General features: G+C 57.1%; 16 protein-coding genes and 1 riboswitch. Of the genes, 10 read left to right on the forward strand and 6 right to left on the reverse strand.

What is annotated here, in order from left to right; genetic code table 11:
• Positions 1-38 precede the first annotated feature (38 nt).
• The 4 genes from QWT68_RS12420 to QWT68_RS12435 all read left to right on the forward strand — a co-directional run bounded on the left by QWT68_RS12420 (position 39) and on the right by QWT68_RS12435 (position 2,122).
• The gene (locus QWT68_RS12420) at positions 39-404 is read left to right on the forward strand and encodes a winged helix-turn-helix transcriptional regulator (protein ID WP_040285339.1); all 366 of its coding nucleotides are present in this window, start codon (positions 39-41) and stop codon (positions 402-404) included.
• A gap of 23 nt (positions 405-427) precedes the next feature.
• Complete coding sequence (locus tag QWT68_RS12425) at positions 428-649, forward strand: DUF2829 domain-containing protein (protein WP_290148558.1); 222 nt, start codon at positions 428-430, stop codon at positions 647-649.
• 57 nt (positions 650-706) lie between these two features.
• Positions 707-1,462, forward strand: coding sequence for a 3-oxoacyl-ACP reductase (locus QWT68_RS12430; protein ID WP_290148559.1), 756 nt, complete (start codon positions 707-709; stop codon positions 1,460-1,462).
• Positions 1,463-1,615: 153 nt separating this feature from the next.
• The gene (locus QWT68_RS12435; protein ID WP_040285342.1) at positions 1,616-2,122 is read left to right on the forward strand and encodes a QueT transporter family protein; all 507 of its coding nucleotides are present in this window, start codon (positions 1,616-1,618) and stop codon (positions 2,120-2,122) included.
• A gap of 43 nt (positions 2,123-2,165) precedes the next feature.
• On the opposite strand, the gene QWT68_RS12440 is transcribed toward QWT68_RS12435, so the two are convergent.
• The 6 genes from QWT68_RS12440 to ytvA form a co-directional block, all read right to left on the reverse strand.
• Positions 2,166-2,564, reverse strand: coding sequence for a GNAT family N-acetyltransferase (locus QWT68_RS12440; RefSeq protein ID WP_040285343.1), 399 nt, complete (start codon positions 2,562-2,564; stop codon positions 2,166-2,168).
• 106 nt (positions 2,565-2,670) lie between these two features.
• Positions 2,671-3,138: a 6,7-dimethyl-8-ribityllumazine synthase gene (gene ribH, locus QWT68_RS12445; RefSeq protein ID WP_040285344.1), complete on the reverse strand. Its 468-nt coding sequence runs from the start codon at positions 3,136-3,138 to the stop codon at positions 2,671-2,673.
• 12 nt (positions 3,139-3,150) lie between these two features.
• Entirely contained in the window at positions 3,151-4,344 is a 1,194-nt protein-coding gene (locus tag QWT68_RS12450) for a bifunctional 3,4-dihydroxy-2-butanone-4-phosphate synthase/GTP cyclohydrolase II (RefSeq protein ID WP_290148560.1), read from the reverse strand.
• A gap of 16 nt (positions 4,345-4,360) precedes the next feature.
• Positions 4,361-5,005: a riboflavin synthase gene (gene ribE / locus QWT68_RS12455; protein WP_290148561.1), complete on the reverse strand. Its 645-nt coding sequence runs from the start codon at positions 5,003-5,005 to the stop codon at positions 4,361-4,363.
• Positions 5,006-5,007: 2 nt separating this feature from the next.
• A complete protein-coding gene (gene ribD, locus QWT68_RS12460; protein WP_290148562.1) occupies positions 5,008-6,102 on the reverse strand; it encodes a bifunctional diaminohydroxyphosphoribosylaminopyrimidine deaminase/5-amino-6-(5-phosphoribosylamino)uracil reductase RibD in 1,095 nt (364 codons plus the stop codon).
• A 121-nt stretch (positions 6,103-6,223) separates the two neighbouring features.
• Positions 6,224-6,369: riboswitch (FMN riboswitch) on the reverse strand.
• A 57-nt stretch (positions 6,370-6,426) separates the two neighbouring features.
• A complete protein-coding gene (gene ytvA, locus QWT68_RS12465) occupies positions 6,427-7,197 on the reverse strand; it encodes a YtvA family blue-light photoreceptor (protein ID WP_040285347.1) in 771 nt (256 codons plus the stop codon).
• Positions 7,198-7,799: 602 nt separating this feature from the next.
• Between ytvA and QWT68_RS12470 the strand changes: the two genes are divergently transcribed.
• The 6 genes from QWT68_RS12470 to QWT68_RS12495 all read left to right on the forward strand — a co-directional run bounded on the left by QWT68_RS12470 (position 7,800) and on the right by QWT68_RS12495 (position 14,344).
• Positions 7,800-7,955 carry a hypothetical protein gene (locus tag QWT68_RS12470; RefSeq protein WP_179860730.1) on the forward strand — a complete coding sequence of 52 codons (156 nt, stop codon included), beginning with the start codon at positions 7,800-7,802 and terminating at the stop codon, positions 7,953-7,955.
• A 112-nt stretch (positions 7,956-8,067) separates the two neighbouring features.
• On the forward strand, positions 8,068-8,418 hold the full coding sequence (locus QWT68_RS12475; RefSeq protein ID WP_290148563.1) for a rhodanese-like domain-containing protein: 351 nt from the start codon (positions 8,068-8,070) through the stop codon (positions 8,416-8,418).
• A gap of 393 nt (positions 8,419-8,811) precedes the next feature.
• A complete protein-coding gene (gene abc-f / locus QWT68_RS12480) occupies positions 8,812-10,473 on the forward strand; it encodes a ribosomal protection-like ABC-F family protein (protein WP_290148564.1) in 1,662 nt (553 codons plus the stop codon).
• 132 nt (positions 10,474-10,605) lie between these two features.
• Positions 10,606-11,340 carry a hypothetical protein gene (locus QWT68_RS12485; RefSeq protein ID WP_290148565.1) on the forward strand — a complete coding sequence of 245 codons (735 nt, stop codon included), beginning with the start codon at positions 10,606-10,608 and terminating at the stop codon, positions 11,338-11,340.
• 65 nt (positions 11,341-11,405) lie between these two features.
• Positions 11,406-12,848: a protein adenylyltransferase SelO gene (locus QWT68_RS12490; protein WP_290148566.1), complete on the forward strand. Its 1,443-nt coding sequence runs from the start codon at positions 11,406-11,408 to the stop codon at positions 12,846-12,848.
• Between the two features lie 281 nt (positions 12,849-13,129).
• The gene (locus QWT68_RS12495) at positions 13,130-14,344 is read left to right on the forward strand and encodes a multidrug effflux MFS transporter (protein ID WP_290148567.1); all 1,215 of its coding nucleotides are present in this window, start codon (positions 13,130-13,132) and stop codon (positions 14,342-14,344) included.
• The last annotated feature ends 71 nt before the right edge of the window (positions 14,345-14,415 follow it).

Below are 14,415 nucleotides of genomic sequence, written 5' to 3' on the forward strand. Positions count from 1 at the left end.
TGGTAAAGTGGAACTATACTGTGAATGGGGGAGTACAGATGGAGAAAACTGAAGATCTCATTCAATCCGCAGCACCGAAAACCGCCGCGTGCGACAGTTTCCATGCGACGATCGAATTCATCGGCAAACGGTGGATGGGCATCATCATCTACCATCTGCTGGACGGACCGAAACGCTACCACGCATTGGCTTCAGAAATTGACGGCATCTCTGACAGGCTGCTGACGGAACGGCTGAAGGAACTCGAAGCGCATGGATTCGCGGTGAAACGGACCGTACCGGGCGGACGCAAAGTCGAGTACGAACTGACCGGCAGAGGGCATGCCTTCGAGCCGGTAATCCGTACAATCCTCGCGTGGGTGAAAGAAAACGGCGGCTGTCCGGATAAAGCCGCAACTGACTAAATTACAAAAAAGGGTGAGAATAGATGACATTTGAAGAAATCCTGCCGCGCCTGAAAGCGGGCAGCAAGGTGATCCGCAGTGGCTGGGGCGGTGCTGAATTGTATGTGAAACTCATGGAACCGGGCACACTGGACGGACTGACGATGAATCCGTATTTCGTCATTAACGTCACAGGTGAAGGCTACACGATGTTCACCCCGACAGTCTGCGATATACTCGCGGATGACTGGACGACGGTCGGATGACCAAAACTTGAGCTCATGAGAAATCATGGGCTTTTTTCGATTGGAGGAACTGAACGGATGACACACGGAGAATTTGCAGGGAAAACGGTCTTCATCACCGGGGCGGCATCGGGCATCGGCCGGGCTCAGGCAGAGGCGTTCATCGAACAGGGGGCCGCTGTTTTCGGCTTCGATCAGGACGCAGAAGGGCTTCGGCAGCTCAGTGCGGAGCATCCCCGGACGTTTGCATACAGGCAGGGCGATGTCCGGAAGGCGGCGGACGTCGCGAAGGCCGCAGAACAGGCACTTGCGGCGTTTGGGTCTATCGATATCCTGTGCAATACGGCAGGCGTGCTCGACGGGTTCACGAAGACACTGGAGACGGATGAAGCGCTCTGGGACCGGATCATGGAGACGAATGTCAAAGGGATGTATCTGACGACGAACGCCATCCTCCCGCATATGATCGCAAACGGGAAGGGTGTCCTCGTCAATATGGCCTCCATTGCAGGCCTGGTCGGTGGAGGTGGCGGTGCGGCCTATACGGCTTCGAAGCATGCGGTGATCGGCTATACGAAACAGGTCGATCTTGATTATTGCCGAGCAGGCATCCGGGCGAACGCCATCGCACCGGGTGCGATCGAGACGCCGATGAATGCGGCGGACTTCGCAGGAGCGGGAGAGATGGCGGCACAGGTCGCAGACGAAACACCGGCCGGCCGCTGGGCGCAGCCGGAAGAAGTCGCGGCCCTGACACTGTATCTTGCAGGCAGAGCATCCGACTACGTCCACGGGGCGGTCATCCCGATCGACGGCGGCTGGACCGCAAAATAATCCACACAGCGGACAAGCATTTCTGGTATACTGGGCAGGCAGGTTTTTCGCCTGCACTGCGGCACTTTTTGACGGAGCGATCGGCTCTTTCTTCCTTTGGCCGCAGTTACTACTAAGACAGTCGGCAAGCTGTCTTACAAAGGAGGATTCCCTATGACACTTCTCGTAAAAGAGCGGCAGCGGATCGCAGTCGGCGAGCTTGCGAAGATGGGCATCGTGGCCGGATTGTATGTCGCTGTGACGCTGACACTTGCTGTCATCAGCTTCGGCGCAGTGCAGCTGCGGCTGTCTGAGATGTTCAACTATCTCGCCCTGTTCCACAAACGGTATATCATCGCTGTGACAGCAGGCGTCGTGCTCGCGAACTTCTTTTCACCGACCTGGTTCCTGGACGTGCCGGTCGGCGGCATCGCGACGTTCCTTGTCCTGCTTATCAGCCGGATGGCCACGAAGAAGCTGAAGTCGATCAAGGCGAAGTTCGTCTGGACCGCACTCATCTTCGCTGTCTCGATGTTCACCGTGGCGGGCCAGCTGACCCTGCTGTACGGCATGCCGTTCTGGCTCACGTGGTTCACGGTCGGTGTCGGCGAACTGCTGTCGATGTCCGTCGGCGGCGCGATCATGCTCGCTCTTTCAAAGAAAATAGATTTCACCCGATGAAAAAACGCACACACGGCCGTCTGGCTGTGTGTGCGTTTTTCGGTTACGAGAAGACATACATCGGTGTGCTCGTCTCTTCCGGTTCGAAGCCGAGCGTTTCATAGAAGCCGACTGCCTTCGGGTAGGAGACAAGAACTTTCGTATGCATATGCGCGTATTTCTCGAGCATGCGGTTCATGAGCTGCTTGCCGATCCCCTGCCCTTGGTATGCCGGATCTGTCAGCACATAATGGAAATAGACCGCCATGGCCCCGTCGGACAGTGCATTCGCAAGCCCGATCAGCTTGCCGCCGTCCCAGGCGGTGACCACGGAATCCGAGTTCAGGATGCCGTGATACAGGTCATTCGGATGGGAAGCGGATTCCCATTCCACCGACTCGAACAGCGCCTGCAGGTTCTCTTTCGTCAGCTTGTCCGTTTCGAATGTATACGTGATCGTCATTCATCAAACCTCCCTCTGCTCGGCACGGAAAACGGTCCCCGTCCCGGCTTCTGGTGACTGTGGTTGAAAGCGTTCACACCCATTCTACTTGAAACCGCTGGAAGTTTTAAGAGAATTGCTTTGACAGGTTCGCCATCTCGATGGCGGATACGGCCGCGTCCCATCCTTTGTTGCCCGCTTTCGTACCCGCCCGTTCGATCGACTGCTCGATCGAATCGGTCGTCAGGACGCCGAAAATGACAGGGATGCCCGAGGCCATTCCGGCAGCGGCAACCCCTTTCGCCGCCTCGCTGCACACATAATCGAAATGCGGTGTCGCCCCGCGGATCACCGTGCCGAGTGTGATGACGGCATCATACTTTCCCGACTCCGCCATTTTCTTCGCGATCATCGGGATTTCGAACGCACCCGGCACCCAGGCGACATCGATATCCTCTTCCGATACGCCGTGGCGGATGCACCCGTCCTGTGCAGCTGATAATAATTTACTTGTGATGAATTCATTGAACCGGCCGACGACCATGCCGATCTTCAATCCGGTGCCGACGAGATGTCCTTCAAATACGTGTCCCATTCCGATTGCCTCCTAGACGGTCAGCAGATGACCGAGTTTTTCAGATTTCGTTTCCATGTACGCTTTATTCTCCGGAAGGACCGGCAGTTCGATCGGAAGCCGTTCCGAAATCCGGATGCCATGCGCTTCGAGCCCGTCCAGTTTGCGCGGGTTGTTCGACAGCAGCCGGACTTCCGATACGCCGAGGTCCTTCAGGATAGCAGCTCCTGCACCGTACTCACGCAGGTCGTCCGCGAACCCGAGAGCGGCATTCGCTTCGACGGTATCAAGCCCCTCTTCCTGCAGTTCATAGGCTTTCAATTTATTGATGAGCCCGATGCCGCGCCCTTCCTGCCGCAAGTAGACGAGCACGCCCCGTCCTTCGGCTTCGATCTGAGCAAGGGCGGCGTGCAGCTGAGGGCCGCAGTCACAGCGGGCCGAACCGAAGATATCGCCGGTCAGACATTCCGAATGGATCCTTGTCAGCACAGGACCATCAGTTGTCACATCTCCTTTTACAAGGGCAACGTGCTCCTTGCCAGTCGACGGCTCGGTGTAGCCGATCATCGTGAACGTTCCGAATGACGACGGCAGGGCGACTTCCGCTTCCCGTCTGACGATCTGCTCGTGCTGCTTGCGGTACTCGATCAAATCCGCGATGCTGATGAACTTCAAATCCTCCCGATCTGCAAGACGCCGTAATTCCGGTACGCGGGCCATCGAGCCGTCGTCGTTCATGATTTCACAGATGACGGCGGCCGGTGCACTGCCGGCGAGACGTGCCAGGTCGACCGAGGCTTCCGTGTGTCCGGTCCGTTCAAGCACACCACCTTCTTTTGCGATCAGCGGGAAGACGTGGCCGGGCCGCCTGAAATCGGAGGGTGCCGCTGCAAGATCGAGCATTTTTATAATCGTCTCCGATCGTTCGAACGCACTGATACCTGTCGCCGCCTGGGCATGGTCGATACTGACCGTGAATGCCGTTTCATGGGCATCCGTGTTCCGATCGGTCATCATTGGCAGACCGAGCCGGGCGGCGTGACGTTCCGTGATCGGCGTGCAGATGAGACCGCGGCCTTTCGTCGCCATGTAGTTGATCATTCCGGGGGTCGCATGCTCGGCGAGACAGACGAAATCCCCTTCGTTTTCACGGTTTTCATCATCCGCGACAATGACCGCTTTCCCTTGCCGTAAATCCTCAATTGCAGATTCGATCGAATCGAACATCCTGATCATCCTTTCCTCACTTGAATCCGTGCTGTTCCAGGAACGAGGCGGTCAGCGGCTGTTTTACAGGATCCGCGGGGACCACCATCTTCTCCGTATATTTCGCCAGCATGTCGAACTCGACGTTGACCCGGTCCCCCGGTTTCCGGTCGGCCAGCACTGTCGCTGAACGCGTATGCGGGATCAGCGAAATGGTGACCGTATCGTCCTGCACATTGAAAATCGTCAGCGACGTGCCATCGAATGCGATCGAACCTTTCGGCAGCACATAGGCACGGCCTTCAGGCGGCAGTGTCAGCTCCATCACGAGCGCATTCTCCGTGTAAGTACAGTCCCGGACAACAGCTGTGCCATCGACATGGCCGGTGACAAAGTGGCCGCCGAACCGGCCATCCGCCCGCATGGCGCGCTCCAGGTTCACCCGGGTGCCGGAACCTGCACGGTGAAGGGAGGTCGCCCGGAACGTTTCGGGCATGATATCCGCGGTGAAGTCTCGGTCGGTAAACCCGGTTACGGTCAGGCAGGTGCCGTTCACGGCGATGCTGTCGCCGAGACGGACATCCGCCAGCACGACGTCCGCTGATATGGTGAGTTCCATCGACTGCCCGGCTGTTTTGACTCGCCGGACGATGCCGATTTCCTCGATGATACCTGTGAACATACTCAGTCACGTCCTTTCCGAACTGCGGTCACTTTCAAATCGGGGCCGATCTGTTCAAACTCCCTGAATTCGAACTCCGCCGCCTCGTCCATGCGGAGCGGGTCTCTGCCGCCGACAGGAGTCAGCGACCCGGATCCGCCCAGCAGCTTCGGTGCGACATAGGCAATGATGCGGTCCACGGCATCCGCGCTAAGGAAGGATGCATTGACCGCTGCGCCGCCTTCGACCAGTAATGTGACAATGCCGCGGGCGCCGAGTTCCTTCAGAACGGCGGGGATCGCGACTTCCGGTTCCGGCAGGCGGATCACTTCCGCATGCGGCACCTCCGCAAGCGCGTCCTCTTTTGAAGAAGGCGCATCACACCCGCAGAAGATCCATACAGGTGCGCTGTTATCCAGCAGAAGCCGGCAATCCAGCGGTGTTTTCAGCTGTGTATCTAAAATCACTCGAATAGGATGAAGTCCGCCTTGGGGCAGTCTGGCGGTGAGAAGGGGATTATCGTGAAGGATGGTATTGACGCCGCAGAGAATTGCATCATGGGCATGCCGAAGAGACTGGACATCGAGCCGGGATTCTCCGCTCGTCACCCATTGGCTGTGCCCGGACGATGCCGCAATCTTACCGTCCAGAGTCATTGCTGTTTTGATGGTCACATGAGGTTGTTTGGTTCGGATGAAATGGAAAAAAGGTGCATAGAGATCCTGTGCCGCTGATTCACATACGCCGGTCCGGACATCGAGCCCGGCCTCCGTCAGCAGACGGATCCCTGAACCCGAGATGAGCGGATTCGGGTCCTGCGCAGCCAAATAGACACGCCGGACGCCGGCAGCAAGCACGGCCTCCGTACACGGCGGTGTCTTCCCGGTATGGGAACAAGGCTCGAGGGTGACGTAGAGATCAGCTCCCTCCGCAGCCGGTCCCGCCATGTCGAGCGCCACGCGTTCGGCGTGCGGCCCGCCGGCCTGCAGATGGGCACCCATCCCGAGAATACGGCCGTCTTTTACGACGACAGCGCCGACTGGCGGATTCGGGGACGTCTGTCCTGCTGCGCCTGCTGCAAGTGAAAACGCAAGCTGCATATACTGTTCGCTATCCAAAAGGTACAACACTCCCAAGATATGGATTCCTCATGTAACACAAAAAGCCCCGCAAAACAGCTGCGGGGCGGATAAGCATGACAAAATAAGCGTCAGTCAAATGAAAAATTTGAAAAACGCTGAATTCCTTCTCCCATCCAGACTTTCACTGTCGGCTTTGGAGTTTCACCAAATCCACCGTCTGCAAGAACTGCAGCCGGGTCACGGACTGAGGGCATGCCGCCCATCACCGCCGGTAGGGAATTTCACCCTGCCCCGAAGGAATCGTATTCGATTGTCTATGAGTCTAGCACAGCGTACAGGAAGCTGGCAACCGGTTCAGCATCATTGGATCCGTTCAATGGCCTGGCGGATGTTTGCGAATGTCTGAAGCGGTTCTTCCATCGAACCGGCCCTTGCAAGCAATTGCGCCACTTTCGGCGTGATCCCGGTAATGTAAAGCCGGGAGCCCATCAGCTTCATCACATCCTGGACGGCAAGGAGGCTGGAGAGGGGAGACTCGTGATCCCAATACAGGCCTGTGATATCAATGATGACATTGTTGACCCCGCGCGACTGGACGAACTCACTGAGTTTCTGGGTCAGGACCGAGAACCGCTGGGGACTCATCTCCCCGATCAGCGAGACGGCAGCCAGGTCATCACGGATCATCATGATCGGCAGCATCAGTTCCTCGATTTCGAGCTCCTTTCCCTCGAGCTCCTTCCGCTGGGCGTATTCGACAGAGACATCCGTCTGGGTTCCGATGAAGAATTCGTGGCCGTCCGCTTCCATTGGTGAGACAGTCAATCGGTTCCAGAACAGCGACCCGTCTTTCCTATAATTCTTCAGCACTACAGTGATCGTTGTTTTGTCAGCGATTGCCTGACGCAGCCTCTCAATTGTGGAGGGATCGGTCTCTGGTCCCTGCAGGAAACGGCAGTTCCTTCCAAGTGTCTCTTCCATTGGGTAACCGGTCATTCGTTCAAACGTCCGGTTCGCATAGATGATCGGGTTGTCAGGCTGTGCCGGATCGGTCACCAGGGCAGCGACCCGGCTGCCATCGAGCATGGCTTCGAGTAATTGATTCTGGGTGGATTGAGGTAATGATTTCATCTTCAACACGTCCTGACTAAGAAGTTTTATTGGTGTGGATTTGATTATTTGGAGTGCCGGCAGCAGACAGACACTCCTATTATTGAGCCGGGTCGTTAATAAGTAGCGTTCAGAGCTGTTCCTATTCTATCATAGCGGGCTGAAAAACGACTGACTTATCTGAACGGAATGTCGGCATGAAGGAAGTACCAAGTCACCGGATTTTCCTGCATTACTTGGGAGCATGCTGCCAAGGGTTCTTAACCGGAAAATCATTGCGCATGAATAGCAGTTCCGCGCACTAAATGGTATAGGAATTCTGTATGATTGGAAAGGAAAGATGATTCTTCAGATTCTTTGTAGAAGATGCAGACCGTATCTATAAAGGGGGAATCAGTCATCATGCTGCTAAGAGGGGGTGGAATGAGCCTTCTATTTTCCAGGGAATGTATACACCGATAACTGGAGATCTGCAGACATGCAGGAATCGGGCGATCCAGCTGGCACGCTGCAATCATTGACTATAGATATTGCCAAATACTATGTATGATAGATTCCCGCTGGCCGGAACAGTGAAACTTCGACATACAGGAATCCGTATATACTTACTGGAGGCGATGATGATGAATGAAGGATATTTCGCAGGGTGGGGGACACTCGCACTTATCAACGCTGTTCTGGCACAAGGAAAGAACCGTTCAGGGCTGAACTGGTTCCTGCTCTCGCTGCTGCTTGGTCCGGTGGCGACTTTCTTCCTGGCTCTGTCGGATAAGAAATGACCTGCAGTCCCGTTTCCTCGCGGGACTTGTTTACGGGAAGATTCAAGCGGATTCATTGATAATGTATACCCCTCAGTGTATATTTGATGAAAAACAGTTAGGGGAGATTGTGATGGGCTGGATTGTGATCCTGCTGGTGATCGGATTGATCGTATGGCGGACGATGCCTGCGAAAGGTGTACGGACCGTTTCGCCGGAAGTAGTGAAACCGCTGCTGAAGCAGAAAGGGAATCAATTCATCGACGTGAGGACGCCAGGAGAATATAGCGGCCGGCATGTGAAAGAGTTCAAAAGTATCCCACTGAACGACCTGCCGAAACGTCTTGGAGAACTCGATAAGGACAAACCTGTTTATGTCATTTGCCAGAGCGGCATGCGCAGCGGCCGGGCGGCAAGTCTGCTGAAGAAAAAAGGGTTTTCCGACGTTGTCAACGTCAAAGGCGGAATGAGTGCATGGCGATGAGGAGGGGAATACCGCCCCATTATGTCGATTTCCCGGGAAATCGACTGTCGAATTTGCAGTTATTTCCCGGGAAATACAGAGATTCTGTCGGGAAATAATTCTCCGCTTGCGAACTATTCGGAGTTTGGTATACTGGAAAGACCATATGACAGAAAGGGCTGAGGGTGGCGGATGGATAACTGATCTCTGATTTCTCGTAAACGAATGATGGATTCGTACGAAAAACAGGATTGGTCTGTCCATTTCATAAGCTGCCTTCACCCTCAGGGAACCGCACGGGATGCGGTCTGCCCTGCAGCGGGTGTGGCTTATTTGCAGATGCCGACAGAACCGATCCTTCCGGAAAATCACGGAGGGATCTTTTTGTGTTCCCTCCAACTAGGAGGAATGGTTATGAACCGAGGAATACTCAACAAACTGACCGCCGAATATGGCGATAAGCAGATATTTGCCAGTCTGTCCGCTGAATTGCCTGCAGGTGCTGTGGTTGCTATTGTCGGTCCGAATGGTGCTGGCAAGACCACGTTACTCGAACTGCTGGCGGGTGAGCGGAACCCGTCCGGAGGAGCTGTGGATTGGATCGGCCGGAAGCCGTCCATCGCCTATTACCGGCAGGAACAGGAGATGGAAACCGATCATAGCTGGGAGGAAGCGGAACAGTATCACCAAGAGAGCCGCTGGCAGGTGCCGGACAAAACGGCATACAGTGAAGCGAGCGGCGGTGAACGGGTGAAGATGCGGCTGGCGGCAACGTTCGCTGAGCAGGCAGAAGTGCTGCTGCTGGACGAACCGACGAATCACCTGGATGCAGCCAGTACAGAACAGCTCATCGAGACACTTCATGCCTATGAGGGACTCGTCATCTTCGTCTCTCACGACCGATATTTCATCGACCGGATTGCGCACTTGGTCTTTGAACTCGATCACCGGAAACTGAAAATCTATGAAGGCAACTATACGGACTACTGCAAGAAGAAGGAACACGAGCGGTATGTGCAGCAGAAACAATATGACGAGCAGCAGCGGCATATCCGGGAGACGGAGGAAAAGATCGACCGCCTCGATGAATGGTCTGCAAAAGGGCATGCCTCCTCACGCTCGCGAGGCGGCTCGAAGGAATACTTCCGGAAAAAGGTCAAGAAACGGAATGTCCAGATCCGATCCATGAAAAGACGTCTTGAAGCGGAGCTTGAAAAGAACGGCGTGGAGGCTCCGGAGCAGGAGACATCCGTCTCGTTCGATCTGGAAGGCGCACGAATGAAAGGGAAACGTGTGCTGGAACTGAATGAAGCCGAAAAGTCTTTTAGCGGCAGGACGTTGTTCCGAGATGTCTCTTTCACTGTCCAGGCTGGGGAGCGGCTCGCGCTCTTCGGCCCGAACGGCTGCGGCAAGACGACACTGTTCCGGATGCTGACCGGTGAGACGGCTTATGACGGCAGTGTCTGGTTGTCCGAAGGGATGACGGTCGGCTATCTCCGGCAGACAGCGTTCGATCTGCCGGATGACCGGACGATGGCGGAATATTTCCATACGCCGTCATTCAGTGAACAGGGAGCCATCCGCATCCAGCTGACGAATCTCGGATTCCGGGCGGACCAGTGGCAGCTGCCGCTCGGTGCATTGAGTCAGGGAGAGCGCCTGAAGGTGAAACTGCTCGATTTCATCCGCCGGAAGACCGACGTCCTGCTGCTGGACGAACCGACAAACCATCTGGATCTGCCGTCCCGCGAGGAATTGGAGCGAACGCTGCTGGGTTATCCAGGCACGCTGCTGTTCGCCTCGCATGACCGGCACTTCACCGAACGGATGGCGGATGGCCTGCTGCTGTTCGGGGAGGGAACGATCCGGAAAGTCCCGTACAGTCTGCAGGAGTGGGAAGCCCGAGGTGAGACGGCAGCCGGGCAGCCGGCGGCAGAAGACCGCATGCGGCTGGAAACCGAACTGCAGGCGGTCCTCGGCAAACTGAGTCTGCTCGACGCCGGCGATCCGGAATATGCAGACCTGGACGGACAGTTTCATAACTTGTCTAGGAGGCTGCGGGAACTGAACCAGTGAACGATTTGATAGGCAGAGGGCGAGCAGCTCTCTGCTTTTTGTAATGCATAGCAAGATTCATGAGACTTGAATCTTTCACAGTAACAGTTGCAGGGTATAGACCTTTATCAGAACAGAAAGGCGGCGGCTTAGATGGAAACTTGGATCAGTTTGGTGTTCACCCTCGGGTTCATCATCATCCATTTACTTTCAAAAAATATGAAATTCCTGAGCGAAGCGCCGCGCAGCCGGTTCCTGTCCATTGCGGGCGGGATTGCGGTCGCCTATGTCTTCCTGCATCTGCTGCCGGAGCTTAGTGACTATCAGGACGAGCTGCAGGGCAAGCTGAAGGCGAGCCTGCATTTCCTGGAGCACCACATCTATATCATTGCCATGCTCGGTCTGGCCTTGTTCTATGGCTTGGAGCAGCTCGCGAAATCGTCGAAGAAGCAGAATGCCGAGGCGGGACAGGAAGCGAAAGCGTCCGCCGGTGTCTTTTGGCTCCATATCGGATCGTTCGCCCTCTACAACGCGATCATCGGGTACTTGCTGCTGAAAGGCGAGTACCAGAGCCACTGGGGCATGGTCTTCTACTTCACCGCCATGGGAGTGCATTTCATCACGAACGACAAGGGACTTCGTGCGACTCATAAGGAGGATTACGACCGGTACGGGCGGTGGCTGCTGGCGGTTTCCATTTTTGCAGGCTGGCTGGCCGGGGCTTTGTTCGAAGTGAATGACGTCCTGCTGTCCGTGCTGTCGGCGTTCCTTGCGGGCGGGGTCGTGCTGAACGTCATGAAAGAGGAGCTGCCGGAAGAACGGGAAAGCAGTTTTCCGGCTTTCTTTGCCGGATTGGCCGGGTACGCCGTGCTGCTTTTGCTGTTCTGACGGCTGAGCGGGAACCGTGTTATTTTGCAGCATAGCCGGTACGATGTAGTAAAAGAGGTGATCGGATGAAAACAAGCGCAGGATGGAAATTCGATAATACGTACAGGCGTCTGCCTGAGGCATTCTTTGCAGAAGAAATTCCGGAAGAATCGGCAGCCCCTGAAACAGTACTGCTGAACCTATCGCTCGCGGCATCCCTCGGACTTCAGGAGGACGGCCTGACGGCGGCAGTGCTGTCGGGAAGTGAACTGCCGGAAGGGGCGGAGCCGATTGCAGAAGCGTATGCGGGTCACCAGTTCGGGAACTTCACGATGCTCGGGGACGGACGTGCGCTGCTGCTGGGTGAACAGCTGACGCCGGACGGAGGACGAGTGGATATCGGACTGAAAGGATCCGGGCCGACCGCGTTCTCCCGCGGAGGTGACGGCCTGGCGGCGCTTGGGCCGATGATCCGGGAATATATCATCAGTGAAGCGATGCAGGCGCTCGGCATTCCGACATCGCGCTCGCTGGCTGTGACGCTGACGGGGCATGGCGTCCAGCGGGAGTCTGTTCTGCAAGGGGCCGTCCTCCTGCGGACCGCCAGCAGTTTCCTGCGCGTCGGCACATTCCAATATGCAGCAGCCCGGCAGGTGGATGAGGATCTGAAGGAACTTGCAGACTATGCGATCGCCCGTCACTATCCGGAAGCTGCGGCAGCGGACAATCCGTATGAACAGCTGCTTGTCGGTGTCATCGGGCGGCAGGCGAGCCTGATCGCCAAGTGGCAGCTGACGGGGTTCGTACACGGCGTCATGAATACGGACAACATGACGATCAGCGGGGAGACGATCGATTACGGGCCTTGCGCGTTCCTGGACGTGTATGATCCGGACACCGTCTTCAGTTCGATCGATCGCCATGGCCGGTACAAGTACGGCAATCAGCCCGGCATCGCGTCATGGAACCTTGCACGATTCGCGGAAACCCTGCTGCCGCTGCTGGCGGACGATCGGGAGGCGGCCATCCGGATTGCGGAGAGACAGCTCGCACGTTTCGGGACATTGTTCGAACGGGAGTGGCTGCAAGGGATGCGGGCGAAACTCGGGCTGCTGGACGAGCAGCCGGACGATGAAGCCCTTGCCAAAGAGCTGCTTCTGGTCATGAAGGAATCCCAAGCCGACTTCACGAACACATTCCGGGCACTGACCGACAGTGCCATGGAGCCGCCGGCATGGTTCGCGCTTCCTCCATTCCGGGAATGGCGGAACAAATGGGAGGCCCGGCGCAGCCAGCAGCCCGCGGCGGAAGAAGCGATTCGAAACCGCATGCGGACGAGCAATCCGTCCGTCATCCCGCGGAACCATCAGGTGGAGGCGGCGATTGCCGCTGCGGAGCAGGGCGACTGGCAGCCAGTGCATGCGCTGAACCGGGTGCTCGCAGACCCGTATGCCTACTCGGCGGATCAGGAGCCCTTCACAGCCGCTGCCGATCCGTCGGTGCCATACCGGACCTATTGCGGAACCTGAATGGACAGGGAAAGAGGAGATCCTCTTTCCCTGTTTTTTTTGTGCCAGCCAGGATGAAAACCGCCGAACCGCTCAAGCGTAGAGGTGCGGCGCTCAAGATATCCTGCCCACGCTCAAGCAGTATCGGAAACGCTCAAGGAAGACGTTCCGCGCTCAAGACTGCCGCAGAAACGCTCAAGCAACCCAACCCCGCGCTCAAGCACCACTCCCTCGGATACCCGTCATCTATGCTATACTCCGTTCCATGGCCTCTCCATTACATAGCAAAGGATTTGGGATACATGAACACTAACATAGCTGAAAAACCGCCGCTGCCGACATTCTGGCTCGTCGTCCTCCTCGGTTCGCTGACAGCGTTCGGCCCGCTGTCGATGGATATGTACCTGCCCGGGCTGCCGGCTGTGGCGGCCGATATGGGAGCGACGACGTCACTGGTCCAGCTGAGCCTGACCGCCTGTCTGATCGGCCTCGGGGCCGGTCAGCTGCTGTTCGGCCCGCTCAGTGACATCTACGGGCGGCGCAAGCCGCTCGTCCTGACGCTGGCCGTGTACGCGATCGCCTCCCTGCTCTGCGCCTTCTCGGAGGCGATCTGGCCGTTCATCCTCCTGCGGTTCGTCCAGGGGCTCACCGGCGCAGCCGGCATCGTCATCGCCAGAGCCTGCGCCAGGGACCTGTATGCCGGTCACGAATTGACGAAATTCATGGCGCTGCTGTCGATCGTCAACGGGGCGGCGCCGATCCTCGCGCCGATCGCCGGGGGCGTCATCCTGACGTACGCCGACTGGCCGGTCGTGTTCTTCGTCCTGGCGGCCATCGGATTTCTCATGTTTGCCGGGACGGCAGGCTTCCTCCCGGATACGCTGCCGCCGGACCAGCGCGCGGAAAAAGGGGTGCTGGCCGTCTTCAAGACGTTCTCCCGTCTGCTGAAGGACCGCACGTTCATGGGCATCGCGTTGACGCAGGCGTTCATCATGGCCTCGATGTTCGCGTACATTGCAGGCTCGCCGTTCGTCCTGCAGAACATGTACAGCGTGTCGCCTCAGCAGTTTTCCCTGTTCTTCGCGCTGAACGGGCTGGGCATCATCGCGGCCGCACAGCTGACCGGGCGGCTGTCCCACAGATTCGGTGAAAGACGTTTCCTGTTCGCCGGTGTGCTGACCTCGATCGCCGGGGGACTGCTGCTTCTGCTCGCCGTCGCGGTGGAAGGACCGCTCGCATTGATCGCAGCGGCCCTCTTCTTCGTCGTCGCAAGCGTCGGGCTCGTCTCGCCTTCTGCATTTTCGCTCGCCATGCAGCAGCAGGGCCAGTCGGCGGGCAGCGCATCCGCGTTCCTCGGCCTGCTGCCGTTCGTCGGCGGCGCAATCGTGTCACCGCTCGTCGGGCTCGCGGGCGACCAGTCCGCCTGGCCGCTCGCCCTCGTCATCCTCGCCTGCAGCCTGCTCGCGCTTGTGATGTATGGCGGGCTGGTGGGTGGACGGAGAAGCACGTCAGACTGACCATGAAGTCCCCGGTATCGCTGCCGGGGATTTTCTGTGTTCTGTCGTTAAAATCATATTGTCGCGTCTGG

It is taken from the genome of Sporosarcina trichiuri, from assembly GCF_030406775.1.
Classification (GTDB): Bacteria; Bacillota; Bacilli; order Bacillales_A; family Planococcaceae; genus Sporosarcina; species Sporosarcina trichiuri.